The organism is Sphingomonas sp. GCM10030256 (genome assembly GCF_042666415.1).
Classification (GTDB): Bacteria; Pseudomonadota; Alphaproteobacteria; order Sphingomonadales; family Sphingomonadaceae; genus Sphingomicrobium.
Genome location: NZ_JBHTDI010000001.1, coordinates 43,613 through 65,459, shown reverse-complemented (window position 1 = coordinate 65,459; position 21,847 = coordinate 43,613). Strand labels below are relative to the sequence as shown.

General features: G+C 66.5%; 23 protein-coding genes. 7 read left to right on the top strand and 16 right to left on the bottom strand.

The window, feature by feature from the left end; translation table 11 throughout:
• Positions 1-16: 16 nt before the first annotated feature.
• Positions 17-1,195, bottom strand: a complete 1,179-nt coding sequence (locus ACFQPG_RS00335) for an LL-diaminopimelate aminotransferase (RefSeq protein ID WP_380809326.1) — start codon at positions 1,193-1,195, stop codon at positions 17-19.
• A 16-nt stretch (positions 1,196-1,211) separates the two neighbouring features.
• A complete protein-coding gene (locus ACFQPG_RS00330) occupies positions 1,212-1,841 on the bottom strand; it encodes a trimeric intracellular cation channel family protein (RefSeq protein ID WP_380809325.1) in 630 nt (209 codons plus the stop codon).
• Positions 1,842-1,953: 112 nt separating this feature from the next.
• Between ACFQPG_RS00330 and ACFQPG_RS00325 the strand changes: the two genes are divergently transcribed.
• Positions 1,954-3,687: a PHA/PHB synthase family protein gene (locus ACFQPG_RS00325; RefSeq protein ID WP_380811645.1), complete on the top strand. Its 1,734-nt coding sequence runs from the start codon at positions 1,954-1,956 to the stop codon at positions 3,685-3,687.
• Between the two features lie 137 nt (positions 3,688-3,824).
• On the opposite strand, the gene ACFQPG_RS00320 is transcribed toward ACFQPG_RS00325, so the two are convergent.
• Together ACFQPG_RS00320 and rarD are read right to left on the bottom strand one after the other, a co-directional pair.
• On the bottom strand, positions 3,825-4,046 hold the full coding sequence (locus ACFQPG_RS00320; protein WP_380809323.1) for a hypothetical protein: 222 nt from the start codon (positions 4,044-4,046) through the stop codon (positions 3,825-3,827).
• 13 nt (positions 4,047-4,059) lie between these two features.
• Positions 4,060-4,992, bottom strand: coding sequence for an EamA family transporter RarD (gene rarD / locus ACFQPG_RS00315; protein WP_380809322.1), 933 nt, complete (start codon positions 4,990-4,992; stop codon positions 4,060-4,062).
• 122 nt (positions 4,993-5,114) lie between these two features.
• Here rarD and ACFQPG_RS00310 point away from each other — a divergent pair, with 122 nt between their 5' ends.
• The 3 genes from ACFQPG_RS00310 to ACFQPG_RS00300 all read left to right on the top strand — a co-directional run bounded on the left by ACFQPG_RS00310 (position 5,115) and on the right by ACFQPG_RS00300 (position 7,562).
• Positions 5,115-5,789, top strand: a complete 675-nt coding sequence (locus ACFQPG_RS00310; RefSeq protein WP_380809321.1) for a DUF4893 domain-containing protein — start codon at positions 5,115-5,117, stop codon at positions 5,787-5,789.
• Positions 5,790-5,793: 4 nt separating this feature from the next.
• On the top strand, positions 5,794-6,147 hold the full coding sequence (locus ACFQPG_RS00305; RefSeq protein ID WP_380809319.1) for a ribose-phosphate pyrophosphokinase: 354 nt from the start codon (positions 5,794-5,796) through the stop codon (positions 6,145-6,147).
• Positions 6,148-6,209: 62 nt separating this feature from the next.
• Complete coding sequence (locus ACFQPG_RS00300; RefSeq protein WP_380809317.1) at positions 6,210-7,562, top strand: amidohydrolase family protein; 1,353 nt, start codon at positions 6,210-6,212, stop codon at positions 7,560-7,562.
• 3 nt (positions 7,563-7,565) lie between these two features.
• Here ACFQPG_RS00300 and murA read toward each other — a convergent pair whose 3' ends face one another.
• From murA to ACFQPG_RS00285, 3 genes are all read right to left on the bottom strand, one after another.
• Positions 7,566-8,849, bottom strand: coding sequence for a UDP-N-acetylglucosamine 1-carboxyvinyltransferase (murA, locus tag ACFQPG_RS00295; protein ID WP_380809316.1), 1,284 nt, complete (start codon positions 8,847-8,849; stop codon positions 7,566-7,568).
• 58 nt (positions 8,850-8,907) lie between these two features.
• Positions 8,908-9,267, bottom strand: coding sequence for an ATP-dependent Clp protease adapter ClpS (clpS, locus tag ACFQPG_RS00290; protein WP_380809314.1), 360 nt, complete (start codon positions 9,265-9,267; stop codon positions 8,908-8,910).
• A gap of 138 nt (positions 9,268-9,405) precedes the next feature.
• Positions 9,406-10,149: a phasin family protein gene (locus ACFQPG_RS00285; protein WP_380809312.1), complete on the bottom strand. Its 744-nt coding sequence runs from the start codon at positions 10,147-10,149 to the stop codon at positions 9,406-9,408.
• Between the two features lie 116 nt (positions 10,150-10,265).
• On the opposite strand from ACFQPG_RS00285, the gene gmk reads away from it, so the two are divergent.
• Positions 10,266-10,916 carry a guanylate kinase gene (gene gmk, locus ACFQPG_RS00280; protein ID WP_380809311.1) on the top strand — a complete coding sequence of 217 codons (651 nt, stop codon included), beginning with the start codon at positions 10,266-10,268 and terminating at the stop codon, positions 10,914-10,916.
• Here gmk and ACFQPG_RS00275 read toward each other — a convergent pair.
• From ACFQPG_RS00275 to ACFQPG_RS00240, 8 genes are all read right to left on the bottom strand, one after another.
• Positions 10,913-11,605: an ATP12 family chaperone protein gene (locus ACFQPG_RS00275; RefSeq protein WP_380809309.1), complete on the bottom strand. Its 693-nt coding sequence runs from the start codon at positions 11,603-11,605 to the stop codon at positions 10,913-10,915. The genes gmk and ACFQPG_RS00275 overlap by 4 nt on opposite strands.
• Positions 11,602-11,823 carry a hypothetical protein gene (locus ACFQPG_RS00270; protein ID WP_380809308.1) on the bottom strand — a complete coding sequence of 74 codons (222 nt, stop codon included), beginning with the start codon at positions 11,821-11,823 and terminating at the stop codon, positions 11,602-11,604. Before ACFQPG_RS00270 ends, ACFQPG_RS00275 begins: the two co-directional genes overlap by 4 nt.
• On the bottom strand, positions 11,820-12,494 hold the full coding sequence (locus tag ACFQPG_RS00265) for an HAD hydrolase-like protein (protein WP_380809306.1): 675 nt from the start codon (positions 12,492-12,494) through the stop codon (positions 11,820-11,822). Before ACFQPG_RS00265 ends, ACFQPG_RS00270 begins: the two co-directional genes overlap by 4 nt.
• The gene (locus ACFQPG_RS00260) at positions 12,491-13,615 is read right to left on the bottom strand and encodes an RluA family pseudouridine synthase (protein ID WP_380809305.1); all 1,125 of its coding nucleotides are present in this window, start codon (positions 13,613-13,615) and stop codon (positions 12,491-12,493) included. Before ACFQPG_RS00260 ends, ACFQPG_RS00265 begins: the two co-directional genes overlap by 4 nt.
• A 10-nt stretch (positions 13,616-13,625) precedes the next feature.
• The gene (locus tag ACFQPG_RS00255; protein WP_380809303.1) at positions 13,626-14,459 is read right to left on the bottom strand and encodes a GNAT family N-acetyltransferase; all 834 of its coding nucleotides are present in this window, start codon (positions 14,457-14,459) and stop codon (positions 13,626-13,628) included.
• On the bottom strand, positions 14,456-15,658 hold the full coding sequence (locus ACFQPG_RS00250; RefSeq protein ID WP_380809301.1) for a DUF445 domain-containing protein: 1,203 nt from the start codon (positions 15,656-15,658) through the stop codon (positions 14,456-14,458). The genes ACFQPG_RS00255 and ACFQPG_RS00250 overlap by 4 nt, the downstream gene beginning before the upstream one ends.
• A gap of 107 nt (positions 15,659-15,765) precedes the next feature.
• On the bottom strand, positions 15,766-18,939 hold the full coding sequence (locus tag ACFQPG_RS00245) for an efflux RND transporter permease subunit (protein ID WP_380809299.1): 3,174 nt from the start codon (positions 18,937-18,939) through the stop codon (positions 15,766-15,768).
• Positions 18,940-18,970: 31 nt separating this feature from the next.
• The gene (locus tag ACFQPG_RS00240; RefSeq protein WP_380809298.1) at positions 18,971-20,170 is read right to left on the bottom strand and encodes an efflux RND transporter periplasmic adaptor subunit; all 1,200 of its coding nucleotides are present in this window, start codon (positions 20,168-20,170) and stop codon (positions 18,971-18,973) included.
• 206 nt (positions 20,171-20,376) lie between these two features.
• Between ACFQPG_RS00240 and ACFQPG_RS00235 the strand changes: the two genes are divergently transcribed.
• Together ACFQPG_RS00235 and ACFQPG_RS00230 are read left to right on the top strand one after the other, a co-directional pair.
• Positions 20,377-20,637 carry a GlsB/YeaQ/YmgE family stress response membrane protein gene (locus tag ACFQPG_RS00235; protein ID WP_380809296.1) on the top strand — a complete coding sequence of 87 codons (261 nt, stop codon included), beginning with the start codon at positions 20,377-20,379 and terminating at the stop codon, positions 20,635-20,637.
• 78 nt (positions 20,638-20,715) lie between these two features.
• Entirely contained in the window at positions 20,716-21,444 is a 729-nt protein-coding gene (locus tag ACFQPG_RS00230) for an SIMPL domain-containing protein (protein ID WP_380809294.1), read from the top strand.
• Between the two features lie 77 nt (positions 21,445-21,521).
• Here the strand turns inward: ACFQPG_RS00230 and ACFQPG_RS00225 are convergent, their stop codons facing one another.
• Positions 21,522-21,791, bottom strand: coding sequence for a GlsB/YeaQ/YmgE family stress response membrane protein (locus ACFQPG_RS00225; RefSeq protein ID WP_380809292.1), 270 nt, complete (start codon positions 21,789-21,791; stop codon positions 21,522-21,524).
• Positions 21,792-21,847: the final 56 nt, after the last annotated feature.

Below are 21,847 nucleotides of genomic sequence, written 5' to 3'. Positions count from 1 at the left end.
ACATGATGTCCTACCGCTAAGCGCCGGCAAGCATTTTCTTCACGCCCCTCGCGGCTTGCCTCAGGCGTTGCTCATTCTCGACCAGCGCGAGCCGGACGAAGCCCTCGCCTTCCTCCCCGAAGCCTACACCCGGCGCCACCGCGACATGGGCCTCGGTCAGGAGGCGCTTGGCAAACTCCATGCTGCCGAGGTGGCGGAAGGCTTCGGGGATGGGCGCCCAGGCGAACATGCTTGCCTGTGGCACGGGAATGTTCCAGCCCGCCCGTCCGAAGCATCCGACCATCACGTCGCGTCGCTTCTTGTAGAGTTGGCGGTTGGCCTCGACACAATCCTGCGGGCCGTTGAGAGCCGCCACGGCGGCCGCCTGGACCGGCGTGAAGGCGCCATAGTCGAGATAGGACTTCACCCGCGCCAGCGCCGCGATCAGGGTCGGGTTGCCGACAGCAAATCCGATCCGCCAGCCGGCCATCGAATAGGTCTTGGACATCGAGGTAAACTCGACCGCCACCTCCTTCGCGCCCTCGACCGCGAGGATCGACGGCGTCGGCTCCTCGCCGAAGTAGATTTCGGCATAAGCGAGGTCGGAGATGATCCACAGCTGTTGCTCGCGGGCAAAGGCGACGAGGCGTTCGTAGAAGGGCTTGTCCGCGACATAAGCGGTCGGGTTGGAGGGATAGCCGATGACCAGCACCTTGGGCCGCGGCACAGTGTAGCGCATGGCCAGCCGCAGCCTTTCGAAGAAATCGTCGCCGGGGGCCGCTGGGATCGAGCGGATGGCTGCCCCGGCGATGATGAAGCCGAAGCTGTGGATGGGGTAGGACGGGTTGGGGGCGAGCACCACGTCACCGGGAGCGGTGATCGCCTGGGCCAGGTTGGCGAGGCCTTCCTTGCTGCCCAGCGTGACGATCACCTCGCTGTCGGGATCAAGGCTGACCCCGAACCGGCGCTCGTAATAAGCGGCCTGGGCCTTTCGCAGACCCGAGATACCGCGGCTGGCGCTATAGCGGTGGGCGGTCGGCTTGGCCGCCACTTCAGCGAGCTTGGCAATGACGTGCGGGGGCGGCGCTCCGTCGGGATTGCCCATGCCGAGATCGACGATATCCTCGCCGCGGGCCCTTGCCGCCGCCTTCATCGCATTCACTTCGGCGAAGACGTAGGGCGGCAGGCGGCGGATGCGGTAGAAGTCGGAGTCCATGCCTGGCGTCATGGCATCAATCCCGATAGGCGGGCAACGACCACCCGCGCGCGATCGCCAGCCCGCGCAAGGCGAACCCTGCCACTGCCGCCAGCAGCGCCGCCAGCGGCAGGCTTACTCCCAGCAGCGACAGGGCCACGAACAGCCCCGCGGCGAGCGCTGCCGCCGTGACGTAGAGCTCCGGCCGCATCAGGATCGACGGCTCGCCCGCAAGCACGTCGCGGATGATCCCGCCGGCGCAGGCGGTGATCGCGCCCATGGCGAAGGCCGGAACGGGGGCGACCCCCCAACCGAGCGCCTTTGCCGCGCCATAGGTGGCGTACGCTGCCAACCCCGCGGCATCGAACCACAGCAGGGCTTGCCCGGCGAAGCGGTGCCGGCTTGCGATCCACACCAGCAATGCCGCGGCAAAGCAGATCAGCAGGGTCGAATTGGTATGCATCCAGAACACCGGCGCGCCGATCAGCAGGTCGCGAATCGTGCCCCCGCCGACTCCGGTCACCACCGCGAAGAAGATAAAGGTCACCAGCGTCTGCCGCCGCTCGGCCGCGAGCAGCGCGCCCGAGACGGCAAACACGGCAATCCCGAAGTAATCGATCAGGATGAGGGCTTCGGGCAGGGTGGGGACTGGAACGGTTTCCGTCATGCTGGGCTTGATCCGGCATCCGCCCGTCTTTCTCAACCGGTGCCGGGAAGAAAAGGCGGACGGCGTCGGAGACATGGTGACGGTGTGGCTCCTCAAGCGTTATGCTGTCGCCATGGCAACCGAGAGCACCACTCCGCCTTTCCCGACCATTGAAGACTGGCAGCATTGGACCCTCGTGATGGGTCGGGCCCAGCAGATGCTGATGGAGGCGTGGGCGGATGGTCTGAAAGCCGGCGAGCCCCTGCCGGGGGTGAAGCCGTCGCCCGCGGCGGCGGATCCGATGCCGTGGCTGACCGCTAGCGCTGACGCGTGGAGCAAGGGCTTCGAATCCTGGGGCCGGATGCTCGGTGCAGGGCAAAAGGCGGCAGAGGCCAAGGACCGCCGGTTCGCCGCGCCCGAATGGCGCGAAAATCCGGTGTTCGATACCATCCGCCAGTCGTACCTGGCGATCAGCGACCAACTGCTCAAGAGCGTCGAGCAGGTCGAGGGGCTCGATGAGGCGGCGCGCCAGCGGCTTCGCTTCGCGACCAAGAGCTTCGTCGATGCGATGAGCCCGTCCAACTTCGCGCTGACCAACCCGCAGGTTCTGAAGCGGACGATGGACACGCGCGGCGAGAATCTGCTGAACGGCCTCAAGCACATGCTCGAGGATATCCGCAGCGGGCAGATGACCCAGACAAGGAAAGGTGCATTCGAGGTCGGCAAGAACCTGGCGACCACGCCGGGCAAGGTCGTCAAGGAAACCGAGCTTTACCAGTTGATCCACTACACGCCGGTCACCGACACGGTGCTGACGACGCCGCTGGTGATCTTTCCGCCGTGGATCAACCGCTTCTACATCCTCGACCTGACGCCGGAGAAGAGCTTCGTCCGCTGGTGCGTCGAGAACGGGATCAGCCTGTTCATGGTCAGCTGGAAGTCGGCCGACGAGAGTATCGCCCACGTCTCACTCGACGATTACGTCCTGCGCGGGCAGGTCGACGCAATCGAGACCGTCTGCGACCTCCTCGACGTGCCGAGCGTGCATGCGATCGGCTACTGCGTCGCCGGTACCACCCTGGCCGCGACCCTGGCGTACCTTCAGGCGAAGGGCGAGGCGGAGAAGGTCAAGTCGGCGACTTTCTTCACCGCCCAGGTCGACTTCGTCCAGGCGGGTGACCTGAAGCTGCTGCTCGGCGAGGAGGTCATGAGCCTGCTCGACAAGCTCACCGAAGAACGAGGGGTCCTTGACGGCCGCTACATGGCCGCGACTTTCAACCTGCTCCGCGGGCGGGACCTGATCTGGAACTATGTGGTCAACAATTACCTGCTGGGCGAAGAGCCGGCGCCGTTCGACCTGCTGCACTGGAACGCGGACGTAACCAACCTGCCTGCCGGCTGGCACAAGGACTATCTCGAGACGCTCTACAAGGGCAACAAGCTGGCGGAGAGCGGCGGGATCAGCGTGGCCGGCACCCCGATCGACCTCGGCACCGTCGCGACGCCCTGCTACGTACAGGCTGGGCGCGAGGATCATATCGCGCCCCCGGAAAGCGTGTGGAAGATCATGCATCATTTCACCGGACCCAAGCGCTTCGTGCTCGCCGGGTCCGGTCATATCGCGGGCGTGGTCAACCCGCCCAGCGCGGGCAAGTATCAGTATTGGGTGAATGAAGGCGATCCGGAGAGCCTGGAGAAGTTTGTCGCCGGCGCGACGGAGCACAAGGGCAGCTGGTGGCCGGATTGGCTCAAATGGCTGCGCAGCCAGGACCCCACCGAAGTGAAGGCGGACGGCGCGCGGCAGCCCGGCAAGGGCAAGCTCAAGGCGATCGAAGATGCGCCCGGGCGTTACGTGCGGACGCGCTGAGCGGGGAAAGGCTACGCTCGACAAGGATGTCGATGGCGGTGCGCCGCACCTGATCACGAACCTCCGCAGCCACGATCGCGAACCGCGCCTCGCTGAATCCGGGCGATTTCGTCGTGGTCTGAAAGTCCACGACTAGCCTAGAGAATGCCGCCGCCCAGGCTCAGGCGGACGATGCCGACCAGGATCACGAAAAGGTTCAGGTTGCGGCCCGACCGGCTGGCGCTCATCTGCCCTATCCCGGCGCCGATCACGGCCAGCGGAATGATCAGCCAGTTGGCCCAGCCAAGCAGCGGCAGGAAAGCGACGGCCGCGCAGACCAGCGCCACAGCGCCGATCATCAGGGACACGAGGTTCAGCATCGTCGGCCGGCTCCTATTCGGGCAGCATCTCCGCGTGGGTGCGGGCGCTCCGAAGGGAGGAGATGAGGTAGAGCGTCGCCGCTGTCCAGATAGCGGCGAAGGCGATGGCCTGGGCCTGGCCGAATGGCTCCCCGTACAGGAACACGGCCATCAGAAACTGCAGGGTGGGCGCGAGGAACTGGAGCACACCCAAGGTCGAGTAACGCAGGCGCCGGGCCGCGGCGGTGAACAGCAGCAGGGGCGTGGTCGATGCGACGCCTGCAAAGATCAGCAGGGCAAGCTCGGTCGCATTCGTGCCCCATACCGGCTGCGGCCCGCCACTGGTGAAGGCGAGCCAGCCGACAGCCAGCGGCAGAAGAACGGTGGTTTCGATGGTGAGACCAGCAATCGCATCGACCTTCGCGATCTTCCTCAGCAGGCCGTACAGGGCAAAGCTGCAGCACAACGTCAGGCTGATCCAGAGGTGCGACAAGGCGCCCGCGGCAAGCACCGCGATCCCCGCCCCGGCAATCGCAACCGCAGCCCACTGCATGCGGCCGAGCGGCTCCTTCAGGACAAACCGGCCGAGGAGGATGTTGGCCAGCGGGTTGAGGTAATAGCCAAGGCTGCCGGCCAGAATATGTCCGCTGTTCACCGCATAGACGTAGATCAGCCAGTTGATCGCGATCAGCACGGAGGTCAGCAGCAGCAGGCGCAGCGTCGGGCCGTGCCGTACGGCGGTGGCAATTTCCTTCGCCGCTCCGGTCGCCAGCACCAGCACCAGCAGCGCGACCATCGACCAGACGATCCGATGGGCGACGATCGCCACTGCCGGAACTGCGCTCAGAAGCTTGAAGTAGATCGGCAGCAGGCCCCACAACCCGTAGGCGGCGACCCCAAAGCCTAGCCCGGCGCGAGCCTCTGAGCGGTCAGCTGTGACGGTAACAGTGCGAGGGGCGCGATCCATTCGCCGCCGCCTAGCGGGGCCTCGGCGCGGGCGAAAGACTTTGTTAACCTTTATCTCTGCCTAAGACAGTTGGTTCGAAGGGCCCGGTGCTGCTAGCGTCATTTCATGCCGAAGGACCGACCGTGAGCCGATCTCAGTTCCTGATCCTGTTGTGCGGAGTGACCTTGCTTTCCGGGTGCGCTTCGCTGCCACAAAAAGCGCCCCCGCGGCCTGTTGCCATCCTGGAGCCGCCAGCCAAGACCGACACCTGGCTGAGCCTAGCGACCCCCGACGATGCCGACAGGATCCGGCGGCTTGAGGCGGCTTGGGCGGCGGCCCTGGCGGAGGCGCGCAAGGGGGGCTTCGCGCGGGACCTGCGGACCGAGGGCGACCTCCTCCAGCCGCAGGCGGCGCTGCCCCGTCCGGCGCCGACGCCCGGCAGCTACAATTGCCGGCTGGTGCGCCTGGGGCGGTACACGAACCAGACCCGCCCGTTCGAGAAGTTCAAGCCTTTCTTCTGCTATGTCGAGGTGGAGGGCGACCTGCTGACCATCGTCAAGCAGACCGGCAGCGAGCGGCCGGCGGGGCGGCTGTGGGAGGACGACAACCAGTCACGCCTGGTGTTCCTCGGCAGCGTGGCGCTCGGCAACGAAGATCAGCCGCTGGCCTACGGAGAGAAACCGGCGCGTGACATGGCGGGGGTGCTGGAGCGGGTTGGACCGTTCCGGTGGCGGCTGGTGATTCCCTGGCCCCGGGCCAAGTCCAAGCTCGACGTGTTCGAACTGACCCCGGTGGCCGAGCAGCCGGCGGCCGGGTGAGGCGGTGCTGGCCGATCCGGCGGAGGTCCGCGCTCACCTGATCGCGGCTGCATCGGCTGGCCGGTCGATCACCTACTCCGAACTGCTGCAACAGCTAGGCTACGCTTTCTCGCGGCCAAAGATGCGAGCGTTGTGCAAGGTCCTGGCGCGGATCGACGAGCTTGGCATCGTGGCCGGCGAGCCGGAGTTGGCGGCGCTTGTGGTGCGTCAGTCCGACGGACTGCCGGGCCAGGGCTGGTGGGTCGGGTCGGCAGAGCAACACGGGCACAAGGGCAGCTGGGAAGGTCCGACCGCCCGCGCACTCATCGATCGGCTCCAGGCAGAGGCATTCGCCTATTGGAGCGACCGCCAGCGCTGAAGCCCGTTGCGGACCACGCAGTTGGCACTAAGCTTCGTCCCTGTAAACAAGGGGACCTACCGATGACGCTTGCCACCCGACTGCTCGGCGCTGCCGCACTGACCCTTTTCGCCGCTCCGGTCTTCGCACAGGCGCCCGCCCCGACAGCTCCCCAGCAGGCGCCCGTTACGGTGATCCACGCCGGCACGCTGATCGCGGTTCCCGGCCAGGCGCCCCGCCGCAATGCCAGCGTGATCGTGCAGGGCCGCAAGATCCTGGAGGTGCGGGATGGCTTCGCAGAGGTGCCCGGCGCTCGGGTAGTGGATCTCCGCTCCGGCACCGTCATGCCGGGCTTCATCGACATGCACGTCCACATGCGCGGACTGGACGACCGCATGCAGGCGCGACTGCAGGCGGCCACCCGCGACTATGAGGACGAAGCCTATACCGCCCAGGTGAACGCCCGGCGCACCCTGCTCGCCGGGTTCACCACCGTGCGCGACCTTGGCAACAATCCGCGGCTCATCTTTTCGCTGCGCGACGCGATCGACCAGGGCATGTTCGCTGGCCCCAGCATCGTCGCGGCCGGGCAGGGGATTTCGGTCTCGGGGGGGCATGGCGATGCCCGTAACGGGCTCAACCGCGACCTGTACCACGTCGAGGCGGACCGGATCATCAACACCTGCAACGGCGCGGAAGACTGCCGCCGGGCGGTCCGCGACCAGATCGGCCTTGGCGCCGAAGTGGTCAAGATTTCAGCGACCGGAGGCGTGCTCAGCAATGTCGCGGGTGGGCTCAACCAGCAGATGATGCCCGACGAGATGAAGGCGGTGGTCGATACCGCGCGGTCGTTCGGCCGCAAGGTCGCCGCGCACGCTCACGGGGTGGACGGGATCAACGCGGCCCTGCGCGCCGGCGTGGACTCGATCGAGCACGGCACCTTCACCAACGACGACACGTTCAAGCTCTATCGCCAGACCGGCGCCTACTATGTCCCAACCCTGATGGCGCCGGCGGCCGCGGTAGCCGACGGCCGCCGGGGAGCGCTGACCGCAGCCCAATACGCCAAGGCGCAGCAGGCCGCGGGCAATGCCGAAAAGAGCTTCGCGCGGGCGATCCGCGAGGGAGTGAAGATCGCCTTCGGAACCGACAGCGGCGTGTCGCGCCATGGCGACAATGCGCAGGAATTCGCACTGATGGTCCGCAACGGCATGCAGCCGATGGCGGCGATCAAGGCGGCGACGGTCAACGCCGCCGATCTGCTCGGCAAGTCCGACAGCATTGGCACGATCGAGCCCGGCAAGGATGCAGATATCGTCGCGGTCGACGGCGATCCGCTGGCTGACGTCAGTCTGCTCGAACGAATGGGCTTCGTGATGAAGTGGGGGCAGGTGTTCAAGCTCGGCGGGCAGCGGCAGCTGACCGCGGTCGACTGAGGCTTAGCCTGCCGACCTCCGTTCGATCGTGGCCCCGACCGCGCTGAGCTTCTCCTCCAGCCGTTCGTAGCCCCGATCGAGGTGGTAGACGCGCAGCACTTCGGTCTCGCCTTCGGCGCACAGGCCGGCGAGCACCAGGCTCATCGATGCGCGCAGGTCGGTGGCCATCACCTGCGCACCGGTCAGCCCATCGACCCCATGGACGATCGCCGAACGCCCGCGGACATCGATGTTGGCGCCCATGCGGCGAAGCTCCGGCACGTGCATGTATCGATTCTCGAAGATTGTCTCTTCAAGAAAGCTTTCGCCGTCCGCCATGGACAGCATTGCCATGAATTGCGCCTGCATGTCGGTCGGAAAGCCGGGAAAGGGCGCCGTTGAGAGCGCCAGGGGCCGAAGCCGCCCGTCAGCGCTCACCTTGATCCCCTTGTCGTGGAACTCGACGATCAGCCCGGCCTGCGCGAGGGCGTTGGTGATCGCGAGCATGTCTTCCGGGCGGGCGCCGATCAGGTCGATCGAGCCGCCGGTGATCCCCGCCGCGCAGGCATAACTGCCCGCCTCGATCCGGTCGGGCATCACGGCGTAGGTGCAGCCCTGGAGGCCCTCCACGCCATCGACAGTGAGGTGAGAGGAGCCGATCCCGGCGATCCTGGCGCCCATCGCCACCAGCAGGTTGCACAGGTCGACAATTTCCGGCTCGCGAGCGGCGTTGAACAACTGCGTCCGGCCGGTGGCCAGCACGGCGGCCATCAGCGCATTTTCCGTTGCTCCGACCGAGACCACCGGAAAGCTGAAATCGCCGCCGGCGATCCGCCCCTTGGGAGCGCTCGCCTTGACGTAGCCGGCGGCCAACTCGATCTCCGCGCCCATCGCTTCGAGCGCCTGGAGATGGAGGTCGATCGGCCGGTCGCCGATCGCGCAGCCGCCGGGAAGGGACACCGTCGCTTCGCCCGCCCGGGCAAGCATCGGGCCGAGCACCAGGATGGAGGCTCGCATCCGCCGGACCATGTCGTATGGGGCGACCGTGGAAGCGATTTCGCCAGCCTGGAGCGTCATGCTCCGGCCGAACTCGCCCTTCTTCACGCCCTCGATCTTGGTCGAAACGCCGAGCATGTTGAGCAGGTGCCCGAAGCTGTCCACGTCCGCCAGGCGCGGCAGGTTGGTCAGCGTCAGCTTGTCGGCAGTGAGAAGCGCGCAGGGCAGCAATGTAAGGGCGGCATTCTTGGCCCCGGAGATGGGAATGGCGCCTTCCAGGCGCTTGCCGCCAACGATGCGAATCGAATCCATCGCGGCGGTTTAGGGATTCGTTGCGGGGGTGCAAGGGCAGCCCCTGCCGGTGAACAGCCTACGCTTTTTCCAGCGTGCACTGCAGCGGGTGCTGGTTCTCCCGAGCGAAGTCGACAACCTGGCTGACCTTTGTTTCCGCGACTTCGTAGGTGAAGACCCCGCACACGCCGACGCCCTGCTGATGAACTTGCAGCATCACGCGAGTCGCATCGTCGATGCCCATGGAAAAGAACCGCTGGAGCACCAGCACGACGAACTCCATCGGAGTGTAATCGTCGTTCAGCATCAACACCTTGTAGTTGCTGGGCTTGCGGGTGCGCGGGCGCGTCCGGGTGACGACGCCCTTTTCGATCTCCCCGATGCCGTCGCCCTGGCCGGGCTCGTCGGGGCTGGGGCCTGCTGTCAGTCGCGTGGTCATGGTTCACTTACAGATATGGCAAGCCGCGAACGCTTGCCAAGCAGTGCCGCTCCCGACGCCGTTTCGCCGTGGCACAAAAAAGACGGCCGCCCTCCAATTGGAGAACGGCCGTCCCTTAGCCTGACAGGAGGAGGAATGTCAGGCAGTAAAGCTGTTCAGCTTCTCGGCGTTGATCGCCGCACGGTTGGACAGCGGCTGAAGCGCCTCACCGGTGAGCTTCACCAGCGACTCGGTCATGCGGCTGTTTTCCGCGACGAAGCGGTCGAACTGGGTACGAACGATCTCGCCCTGAAGCTGGAAGAATTCGGCCGGGCCGTTGGCTTCGGCGAGGGTTTTCGCCTGGGCCGCAGCCTGCTCGAACCCTTCACGGGCACGCTCGGCGGCTTCCTGGCCGAGCGACTGGGCGCCGGCAGCGGCGATGCGGCCGGTCTCGACCAGCGCTTCGACGTTGGCACGGGCGAGCTCGGACATTTCCTCGGCAACAGTGCGCGAACGCTCGATCGCCTGCTGACCGCGCTCGCCGGCCTGGGCGAACAGCGACTGGAACTTGTCGGCACCCGGCAGGGCGTTGAAGTTGGAGAAGTTGTTCATCCAGTTGGTGGCGTCGAAGTTCATGACGGATTCCTTTTGGGGCTGCGTAGCAGCCGTCTCGTTGATCGGGGCCGAAGCGGCGGCTTCGTTCACTGCACTCTGAGCACGCTTGCCGGCGCGCGGCTTGCGTTCGGTCTTCACGCGGCGGGCGTTTACCTTCTTGACGGCGGCAACGACGTCATCCTGCACCTTGCGGCGCGCCTTGCGGGGCGGAGCTGCAACGTCGGCCATCGTTTCAACTGCAGGAGCAGCCTCGATGGCTTCCGGCACGGTGTTGATTTCGTTGTCCATGGCTCAATCCTGTGGTTCGATGTTGCACTGCACAATATAGTGCGGTGCACAAGATTTCAAGAGTCTTGTGTGCGCTGCAGCATTGACCGTTCCGCAGCGCCGCGCCACTAGCGCGCATGGACCGAGATCTGTCTGCCACCACTCGCCAGCGCCGCGGCCTCCTGATCGTGCTGTCCTCGCCTTCGGGAGCCGGCAAGTCGACCATTTCGCGAATGCTGCTCGAGGCGGACGCCGAGGTCACCATGTCCGTTTCCGCTACGACGCGGCCGGCGCGTCCGGGCGAGCGGGAGGACGTCGATTACCATTTCGTCTCGGACGGGGAGTTCGACCGGCTGATCGAGACGGGCGAGTTCGTCGAATGGGCGCCGGTGTTCGATTACCGCTACGGCACTCCCAAGGCGCCGGTGAAGGCAGCACTCAAGGCTGGGCGCGACATCCTATTCGACATCGATTGGCAGGGCACACAGCAACTGCACGCGGCCATGGGCGAGGATCTGGTGCGGATCTTCATCCTCCCGCCGTCGATGGAGGAGTTGGAGCGCCGGCTTCGCTTTCGCGGGACCGACAGCGAAGAGGTGATCGCCTTCCGCATGCAACGGGCGGCGGGCGAGATCAGCCATTGGGCCGAATATGATTATGTGCTGATCAACCGCTCTACGGAGGACTGCCTGCTGCAAGTCCAGGCGATCGTCGCCGCCGAGCGGCTGAAGCGGCAGCGGCAGGTCGGTTTGGTGGCGTTTGTCCGCGATTTGGTGGCGAGCCGCTAGCGAAGCAGGTCCAGGAAGCGCGCGCCGGCGAGGAACTCCGCGCGTCGCCCTTCCAACATCGCTTCGGCCTCGGCATCACTGCCCCATTTTTCAATCTGCCAGGCTTCGTCCAGGCTGACGGCCGCCCACGCTTCCTCGACGCTTGCCTGCTGCTCCGCCACCGCCAGGGCTACCACTAGCGAACCGCCGATTGTGACGAGAGGCGACAGTCCGGCAAGCGCGAACGGCGGCATGGCCGCAACCGCATGGCTCAGCCGCTCGATGGTCGCCGCGGGCTGGGGAACGAATGTAATCCCGTGGGTGCCTGCGAAATCGACATCGAAGCGCCGGCGGGCCCATTGCAGAAACGGGTCCCAGCGTTCCGCCTGACGGCTGACCAGCGCCTCGGGACCATCCGCCCGGTAGGTTAGCAGGTCCCCTTCGCCATATTTCGCGAGCCCCGCGGCAAAGGAAGCCGGGTCGGCCGCCACCCGATCGACAGCAGCATTGGCGAGCCCGGTCATGGGCATGGCGCGTGGATCGACGGTTTCCGGCGCGTTCTGCCACTCGGCTGCAATGGCTCGGGCGAGCGGCTCGGTTTCGGCCCGCAAAACGGCCCGCGCCGGGGTCCGCACCGGGCGGCCATCGAGGAATATGCTCCAGCCGCCATCCGCGGGCTGCGCCTCGGCCGTCGTCCAGAAGCGCTTCACCGCGGCTGCCGCTCCCACACTCGCTTGAGCAATCGCGGCGCAAGCACCGCGTCGGCCAGCCCGGCCAGCGCGATCGGGATGCCCAGCACCGGCCAGCCGCCGACGCGTAGCCAATCCGAAAAGGCGATGGCGATGCCGAGAAAGAAGATGGCGAGGCCTGCCAGGCGGACCAGCGCGAACACGGCGAACCGGCGCTTCCAGACGTCCTCCTCGCTCATCGAACGCCCTCCTGGATGAGGACGCCCGCCAAGGTGGCCACGTTGGCCGGCCCCTGAGCAATGGCCTGCGCTCCGCCGGCAAGCAGCTCCGCCTCCGAATGGTAGCCCCAGGCCGCTCCGAGCGCCCCTGCTCCGGCGGCACGGGCCATGCCCATGTCCCAGCCGGTATCGCCAATGACGATGCTGCGTTCGGGCGAGGATCCGCATTCGGCAATGGCGGTCAGCGCCATCGACGGGTCCGGCTTCGACGGATGGCGGTCGGCCGTCTGCAGAGAGAGGAAGCGGGCGTGGAGCCCGTGCGACTGGAGGCAGTGCCGCAGCCCGCGATCCGACTTGCCGGTGGCGACCGCGAGTAGCCAGCCGTCCTCTTCCAGCCGGTCCAGCAGCTCGGCAATTCCGTCGAACAGGGGCTCTTCCACTTGGCCGGCCTGGCGCATGGCGATGAACACGTCGCGATAGGTGCCGGACAGGCGCTTATGTTCGGCAGCGTCCGCGTCGGGAGCAAGCATGGCCATCGCCTGATCCAGGCTCAGGCCGACAACCCGCTTGGTCCCGTCACGCGGCGGCAGGGGCCTGCCGTGCCGCTCGAAGGTCTGGGCCAGTGCAGAGTGGATGGTCGCACCGCTGTCGACCAGCGTCCCGTCGCAATCGAAGATGGCGAGGCGGGTCACTTGCGGCGACCCTTGGGCGGCTTGCCGGCCGGAGCGCCGCGGGCGCGGCGCTCGCCCTTGCGCTCCTTGCGCGCGGTCTTGGCGGCCGCTGCGACCCGGCGCTGCTTGACGACGGGGTCCTTGGCCGGATCGGGCGTGTCGAGGGGCAGCATGTCGCCCGCCATCCGTTCGAAGCCGAGCGTCGCGAGGCTTTTCGTGAAGTGCGCCGGCAACTCGGCCGTGACGTCGATAACCCCTCCTTCAGGGGCATCGATCTTCAGCCGCCGCGCATGGAGGTGCAGCTTGCGGCTGATCCCGCCAGTCAGGAACGCTTCCGCCCCGCCATATTTCGCGTCTCCGACGATCGGATGGCCGAGCGCAGCCATGTGGGCCCGCAACTGATGCGTGCGGCCGGTCAGCGGCTGGAGCTCGACCCAGGCCGCGCGGTTGCCGGCACGATCAATCATCCGCCAGCGGGTGCGCGCCGCTTGGCCGCTCTCCTCGTCGACATGCATCTTCTCGCCCCCGGTGCCCGGCTGCTTGGCCAGCGGCAGGTCGATGAATCCGCCCTCTTCGGAGGGAACGCCCGTGATCAGGGCCCAATACACCTTGCGCGCGGTCCGTCCGGAGAAGCTCTTCGAAAAGAAGCTGGCGGCCCTCGCCGACCGGGCCACCAGCAGCACTCCGGAGGTGTCCTTGTCCAAGCGGTGAACCAGCTTGGGGCGGTTGCCCTGGTCGTCGGCCAGCCCGTCGAGCAGGCGATCGAGGTGCTGGTTGGTCTTGGTCCCGCCCTGAGTGGCAAGGCCGGGCGGTTTGTTGATGACGAACGCGTCGCGGGTCCGCTCGATCACCATTTCCTGCACGAACGCCTGTTCGTCGGGTGTGAGCGGGACGATCCGCCGTTGGGGGCGGGCGGGCTTGGCGGGAGCGGCTTCGGGCGGAGGGAGGCGGATCGTTTGACCCGTCTCGATCCGGTCACCCGGCGTCGCGCGCTTGCCATCCACCCGCAGCTGCCCGGTCCGCGCCCACCGCGACACGGTGTTGAAGCTCACATCGGCGAGGTGGCGCTTGAACCAGCGGTCCAGGCGGATGCCGTCGTCGTCCTCGGCGACGGTGAAAGTGCGGACCTCATTCTCGTTCATGCGCCGGCGCTTAGCCCCTGGACAGCGTCTTCGCAAAGCGCATGGAGGTGCGCTCATACCCCATGTGCCTGTAAAAGGCGTGGGCGGAGGCGAGGCGATCGTTGCTAGTGACCTCGACGATGCCGCAGCCGAGCGCATTCAGCCGCCGCTCGGCTTCCTCGAGCAGCATGCGGCCCAAGCCCCGGTCGCGGGCGTCTTCGGCAACGATGATGATCGTGATCCGGCCGACCGGCCTGTCGCGGTGTGGAACGGTCGTGCGGTGGATCCCGCACGCGCCGAGCACCTTCTTGTCCTCCGCAACCACCAGCAGCGGCTCACCGGCCTTGGCGAGCGCGGCGATGTTGCGAGCAACTGTTTTTGCATCGACCCGATGTTCGAGCAGGGCGAACAGTCCCGACACTTGCTCGGCATCCGTGCGCTTGGCCTCCCCCAACTCGGCCGCCCGCGGCGCGGCCACCTGCTTGTCCTCCTTGGGGGAAATGTCAGGCGCGGAGCGGCTGACAGTGGGAACCGTACCAACATGCCGCAGTGACCCCTCCGCCGTCCTTGGGGGAGCCGTCCCCGAGGGGGAGGGGTGTGGCGTCGCACGTGCCTTCCGCGCCCCGACTTCCTTCAGCGAAGCTTTCCAGTCGGATACCTCGCCCTTGCGCAGGAACGCCGTGATCTCCTCCGCGCTGGCCCGCAGCGCCCGCTTGCCGCGGATGCCGAACACGGGCTCGTCATTCGCATCGACCAGCCCGAACATGCCGAATCCGGGCTTGCCTGGAGTGCGCACCCGGGACCGTTTGAGCTTCAGTCCGCGATTACGAGCGGCCTCGGCGAGCGCGTCGGCGTCGTCGCTCACAGCGTATCGATGACGTGGAGGACCAAGCCGACCAGACCCCCGACCAACGTGCCGTTGATCCGGATATACTGTAGATCGCGACCGACCGCGCTTTCCAGCCGCGCCGTGATCGTCCGCGCATCCCATCCGCGGATCGTGTCGCTCACCAGGCGGACGATCGATCCGCCGTAGCTCGCCGCCATTCCGGACACGGCGCGGCGGGCGAACTGGTTGACCGCGGCGCGGATGCCGGGATCGCTCTCCAGCGTCGCGCCCATCGAGCGCAGCACCTCGCCGAGCTTGCCGGCCATCACCGCGTCGGGATTGCGCGCCGCGGCGATCATCGCCGCGCGGCCCTTCTGCCACAACGTGTCGATCCACAGCCCAACCGACTTGTTGGCGAGCAGGTCGTTCTTCCAGCCTTCCACGCGAGCACGAGTCTCCGGATTTGTCTGGAGGTCATTGGCAAGGTCGGCCAGCGCCTGTTCCATTCTTAACCGGACCGGGTGGGCGGGGTCCGTGCTCATCTCCACCGTCACTTTCCGCAGTCCGTCGAGGATCGAGTCGGCCAGTTTCTCGTCAAGGGCGGCCAGCCGCAGCATCCAATTGGCCCGCTTGCGAACCATGTCGCGGATCAGCGGCTCGTTCGCGTCGAGCGTCCGGGCAAGCGCGCGGATGCCGGCCTCCAGCATGGGTACGTGGCGATCCTCATTGATCGCGGAGGCCAGAGCATGGCCGATTAGCGGCGATACTTCCGCCTGCCGGACCCGGCTGGAGATCGCCGTCTTGACGATCCCGCCCAGCCGCTCGTCGTCCAGCCCTTCGAAGATGTCCGCGATCAGCCGCGATGCGCCCTTGCGAATCCGGGTGCCCTCGCCGCTGGGGGCCTGGAGGAACCGCCCCGCCGCTCCGGCCAGGTCGATGTGCCGCATCCGCCGCGCAACCACCGGTGCGACCAGGAAATTGTCACGCAGGAACTGCGCCAGCGTGTCGCCGATCCGGTCCTTGTTGCGCGGGATGATCGCGGTATGCGGGATCGGCAGGCCGAGCGGGTGGCGGAACAAGGCGGTCACCGCGAACCAGTCGGCCAGACCGCCGACCATGGCAGCCTCGGCGAAGGCCTTGACGAAACCGAGCCAGGGGTAGCGCGGCTCCAGCACCCGGGTGGCGAGGAATATCGCCGCCATCACCACCAGCAGGCCGGTGGCAATGGCCTTCATTCCCGCGGCTCCCGGCTGGGCGGGATTGAATCGTGCAAGAACGGGACGGGGATTTGGCGGGTCGGCGCGGCTCATCGGTCCATCAATAGACGAGCCGCGCTGAAGGTTCACTCCGCAGGCTGTGGAGCGGGCTGGTGCGGTTCCGTGCCGGGCGGCAGCTTATGCGCGCTGTCGCCGATGAAGCGGTGGAACACCCGCGCGATCCGGCTCTCGATGCTGATGGCAATTGAGTAGTAAGCCGGCACCAGGAGCAGCGTCAGCAGGGTCGAGAAGATCAGGCCGCCAATCACCGTGATGCCCATCGGTGCACGCCAGCTGGCGTCGCCGGTGAGCGAGATGGCGATCGGCACCATGCCCGCGACCATTGCGATGGTAGTCATCAGGATCGGCTGCGCCCGCTTGTGCCCGGCCTCGATAATCGCCTCATCCTTTTCCATGCCGTGATTCATCATCTCGACGGCGAAGTCGACCAGCAGGATCGAGTTCTTGGCAACGATGCCGAACAGCATGAGGATGCCGATCAGCACCGGCAGCGACACCGGCTGCCCCGTCAGGTGCAGTGCGATCGCTGCGCCCAAGGGGGCGAGCAGGAGCGATCCCATGTTGACGAACGGCGCAAGGAAGCGGCGGTAGAGCAGCACCAGCACCGCGAACACCAGCAGCACGCCCGATGCCAGCGCGATCAGGAAGTAATAGATGAGTTCGGCCTGCCACTTCTGGTCGCCAAGGTTCATCTTCTGCACGCCCTGCGGCAGGTTCTTCACCGTTGGCAGGGCGTTGATCAGTGGCCAGACGTCGCCGCTCACCAGGCCCGGCGCAAGGTCAGCGCCCACCGCGATCCGGCGCATCTGATCGGTGCGCTGCACGGTCGTCGGTCCGGCCCCGAAGCCGATCTCGGCCACCGCCTTGAGCGGTACCGAACCGCCGCTGGAGGTAGGTACCGGCAGGTTCGCCAGCGTCGACAGGTCGCGCCGCTCATTCTCGCTCAAGGAGACGATGATCGGCACCTGGCGGTCCGCAAGGCTGAACTTGGCGCTGTTCTGGGCGATATCGCCGATCGTAGCGATGCGGATCGTCTGGCCGAGCGCGACCGTGGTCACTCCAAGGTCGGCCGCAAGGTCGAAGCGCGGCTTGATCACGATCTCGGGACGGACAAGGTCGCCGACCACACGGGGCGCAACCAGCTGCGACAAGCCGGCCATCTCGTCCTCGATCTTTTCCGCAGTCTGCTGCAGCAGCACGGGATTGTCGCTGCCAAGGTACAGGACCATGTCGCGGCCGCCGCTGCCCGGCCCGCCGCCGCCCTGGCTCATGAAGTTGACCTGGGCGTCGGGGATCGCGGCCAGCTTTGGCTGGAGCGAGCGTTCGAACTCGGTCGAAGTCTTCTCGCGGTCCTTCTTGAGGACGATGTTGAGGAAGCCGACCCCGGTGAACGTCCGCTCGAACACGCGGTCGACGTTCGGGTCATCGTCGACGATGTCCGCCACCCTGGCAACCATCTGCTGGGTCTGCTGCACGGTGGTTCCCGGCGGCATGCCGATGCGGACGCGGCTGAAGTCGAGGTTCAACGGCGGCTGGAAGGTCATCGACAGGGTCATGAACAGCACGACCGTCAGCCCCAGCGCGGCGAAGCCGGCCCCGACCATGTAGAGTCGGTGGTCGAAGATCAGCGACTTGACCCTGTTGAACATGCCGGGATGGCGAGCTCGATAGGCGCGCGCCTTGCTGTCGTTGATGCTCCAGCGAAGGACCGACAGATATTTGTCCATGATCGGCCCGGACGCGTGCGGTTGCACGCCGTGCGACTTCAGGAAATAGGCCGCGATCAGCGGGGTGATCATTCGGGCGACGAGCAGGCTCATCAGCACGGACAGCACAACGGTGAAGCCAAATGCCTTGAAGAACTGCCCGGAGATGCCGGGCATCAGGGCAACCGGCAGGAACACCGCGACAATCGCCATGGTGGTTGCAAGCACGGCCAGGCCGATCTCGTCGGCGGCATCGATCGATGCCTGCCACGCGGTCTTGCCCATGCGCATGTGGCGGACGATGTTCTCGATCTCCACGATCGCATCGTCGACCAGCACGCCCGCGACCAGGCTCAGCGCCAGCAGGGACAGACCGTTCAGGGTGATCCCCATCAGGTCCATGAACCAGAAGGCCGGAATGACCGACAGCGGGATCGCCAGCGCCGAAATCAACGTTGCGCGGATGTCGCGCAGGAACAGCAACACCACCAGCACGGCCAGGATTGCGCCTTCGATCAGGCCCTTCATCGCAGAGCTGTACTGCTGCTTCGTATAGTCGACCTGGTTGATGATCTCGACGAAGCGGACCCGCGGGTTCTCCTTCTCGATCTTGCGCAGCTCGGCCCACGCTTCGTCGTAGGCGGTGACTTCGGATGAGCCCTTGGACCGCTGGACGTTGAAGCTGATCACCTGGCGCCCGTTCATCCGGGCGATGGTCCGCTGCTCGGAATAGCTGTCCTCGACCCGCGCGATGTCGGTCAGGCGAACGGTGCGCCCGCCACCCACCACGATCTGGGTCTGGGACAGGTCGTAAGCGTCGTCGGCATTGCCGATGACCCGCACCGACTGCTCCGACCCGGCGATCTCCGCCCGGCCGCCGACTGCGTTCAGGTTGGTCTGCCGAAGCTGCTGGTTGACCTGAGCGGCGGTGATGCCCTGCGCCTGCAACGCCGCCGGATCGAGTATCACCCGGATCTGGCGATCAACGCCACCCTCGCGGGTCACCGCAGCGATGCCCCCGACGCCGAGCAGCCGGCGCGACACGCTGTTGTCGACGTACCAGCTGAGCTCCTCGAGCGTCATGTCCGAGGTTTCGGCGGCGACGAACAGGATCGGATCGCCGGAAATGTCCACGCGCGAGATCTGGGGTTCGAGGATGCCGTCGGGCAGGTCGCCCCGGATCTGCGTGATGGCGTCGCGCAGGTCGTTGACCGCGCGGTCGGTCGGGGTGCCGATCTCGAACATCACCTCAGTCTGGCTGCTGCCTTCGCGAACCGTGCTGCTGATCTCGTCGACGCCGTTGACGCTGCGGACAGCGGCCTCGACCTTTTGCGTGATCTGGTTCTCGATCTCCGACGGGGCGGCACCCGGCTGTGAGATCTGGACGAACGCGGCCGGGAAATCGATGTCCGGATTGTTGTTCACGTCCATGTTCATGAACGAGACGATGCCGGCCAGCATCAGACCGACGAACAGCACGATCGGCGGCACCGGGTTGCGGATGCACCAGGCGGAGATGTTGCGGAAACTCATCGGACCATGCCGTCCTTCAACAGAGAAAACGTCAGCGGGCCGCCTGGCGCCGCGGATTAACCTTCTGGCCGGGGTTCAGGAACGGCCCGGCGGAAAGCACGACGGCCTCCTGTCCGGTCAGCCCTTCGGCGATGGTGACGCCATTGTCGTCGACGGTGCCGACCTTGACCGCGCGCCGCTCGACCTCGTTGCGGGCGTTGATGACGTACACATAGTTGCCGTCGCTGTCGCTGAGCACCGCGCTTTGCGGAAGGAGCGGAGCGGTGGACGCCCCTGACGTGATCCGCGCTTCGGCAAAGCCGCCCGGCCGGATGTCGGCCGAATAGGGAATGGCGATCCGCACTGCACCCTGGCGCGACTGCGGGTCGATCACCGGCGCCACCTGCCAGATGCGGCCGGTGACGCTCCGATTGGAGCCGATGGCGGTCACGGTCGCCGGAAGGCCGACGCGCATCGCGGCAAGGTCCTGCTGGGCCAACTGCGCCCGCATTTCCATTTCGCCGCCCTGCGCGATCCGGAACAGCCCCTGGCTGCCGGCGCCGATGACCTGGCCCACTTCGACGTTGCGCTGAAGCACCAGGCCGCTTGCCGGCGAGCGGACGTCGAGCAGGCCGATGCCCGCGCGCGTCGCCTCGAGCTGCGCCTGTGCGACCCGGACCTGGGCGCGGGCTTGATCGAGCGCACCCTTCTTGCGGTCGAGATCCGCCTTCGAGACGAAGCCGCGGCGGACCAGCGAGGCGCTGCGATCATATTCGTTCTGGGCGAGCGCCGCGCTGGCCCGGGCCGACTCGACCGAAGCGGCAAGCTGCGCCGCTTGCTGCGCCTGCACCGAGCGGTCGACCCTGGCGAGCGTCTGACCGGCGGACACCCAGTCGCCAGCATCGACCAGCACCGCCGTGACCCGGCCGCCCTGGCCGGCGGCGCCGACCGGCTGATCCCGCCTTGCGGCGAGCGCGCCGCTGGCGGTGATGACTCGCGCTACCTGGCTGCGCCCGGGAACGATGACGGACACGGTCGGTACCTGACTGCGTCCGCCCTTGTCGTTGCCCGCGGCCGCAGCCGCGGACTGGCCGGAGGTCGTTTCCTCCCCCTTGCCGCCGCCGAACAGCACGTATGCGAGCACCAGCGCGAGCGCGCCGACAACCGCAGCAATGATGAGATTGCGGCGACGCTTGCTGCTGTCTACCACCACCAGAGTGTCCGACCGGTCCAGACGCGTTTCCCGATTCATGCGCAAATCTTTCGTCCTGCCCGGCTCCGCACCGGATACTCGGGCTGTGTTACTTCAATAAGTCACTGCTTGCAACAGGGGCCCGAACGAGCCCCGCCACGCAATCGCTTTTCGACCAATGACGCCTCTTGCGCCGCAAACGATCTTTCTGTGTGTATAACCTAGATGGTGCGGGTTCGGCAGGCCCCACGAACAGGGAGGAACGAATGATCGAGAATTACGGGGTGATCGGCTGGGTCGTGATCGGCTTGCTCGCAGGCGGGATCGCCAAGCTGCTGATGCCGGGCAAGGACCCTGGCGGGTGCATCATCACCATTCTCCTGGGCATCGCCGGGGCGCTGCTGGCGGGCTTCATCGGGAAGAGCATCGGCTGGTACGAGGGCGGCGAAGCAGCAGGCTTCCTGGCCGCGATCGTCGGCGCCTTCCTGATCCTCTTCATCTACCGCCTCATCATGCGCCGTCGTTGACCCGGCGGAACCGCCGTTCAGGAAGAAGTTAGCGGCAGGCGAGCAGCCTGCCGCTCCGGTCTACCATGGAGTGAACGCATGATATCAAGAGCCTCGATCCTCGCACTGGCGCTTGCCGGAGCGGCGATGTCCACGCCAGCCGCCGCGCAAGGGGGCGCCTCCTTCGCTCAGCCGGTCAGCGGCACCCGGCTGGACATCAGTGCGACCGGAGAGGTCACGCGTGTTCCAGACGTGGCGATCATCTCCGCCGGGGTGGTGACCCGCTCGTCGACCGCCACCGGCGCGATCGCGGACAATGCCGAGCGGATGGAACGGGTCCGGGCGGCGCTGAAGCGGGCGGGGATCGCGGACCGCGATATCCAGACCAGCACCATCAACCTCAATCCGGAATATCGATACGTCGAGAACCAGCCGCCGCAGCTGACCGGCTACCAGGCGACCAACACGGTCAACGTGCGGTTTCGCGACATCCGCCGCACCGGCCAGGTGCTGGACGCGCTGGTGTCGGTGGGCGCCAACCAGATCAGCGGCCCGACCTTGACTATCGACAAGCCCGAGGCGGCGCTCGACGAGGCGCGGACCGCGGCAATCGCTAATGGGCGCGCCCGGGCCGAACTCTACGCCCGCTCGCTCGGCATGCGGATCGTCCGTCTGCTGCTGGTCAGCGAGACCGGCGGCTACGCCGCGCCGCCACCGATGCCGTACATGCGGGCAGAAACGGCCCAGGCCGCCGACGCCAAGACGCAGATCAATCCGGGCGAGCAGAAGCTCCAGGTCGGCGTGACCATGAGCTTCGAGTTGCAGTGAGGAGCTGACGAAGAAAGGCCGCCCGGTTTCCCGAGCGGCCTTTCCACGTGTTCTGCAGTGCTTCGCGTAAGCGGGGCTTAGCGCACCCGGCCGCGACGCAGCAGGTTGACGATCGCCAGAAGGATGATCGCGCCGAGAAGCGAGATCAGCAGGTTCGGAAGCGAGAAGTCACCGCTGGTGATCGAACCGCCGCCAAGAAGCGGGGCAAGCAGAAGACCGCCGAGAATTGCGCCGATGATGCCGACAACCACGTTCAGCAGAATGCCCTGCTGCGCATCGGTGCGCATCACGATGCTGGCCAGCCAGCCAAGAATACCACCGATGATAATGATCAGAATCCAGGTCATGCGTTCCCTCCTGTTCGTGGCTGCACGATTGCACAGTCGGTGCAGCCTTCCGGCAT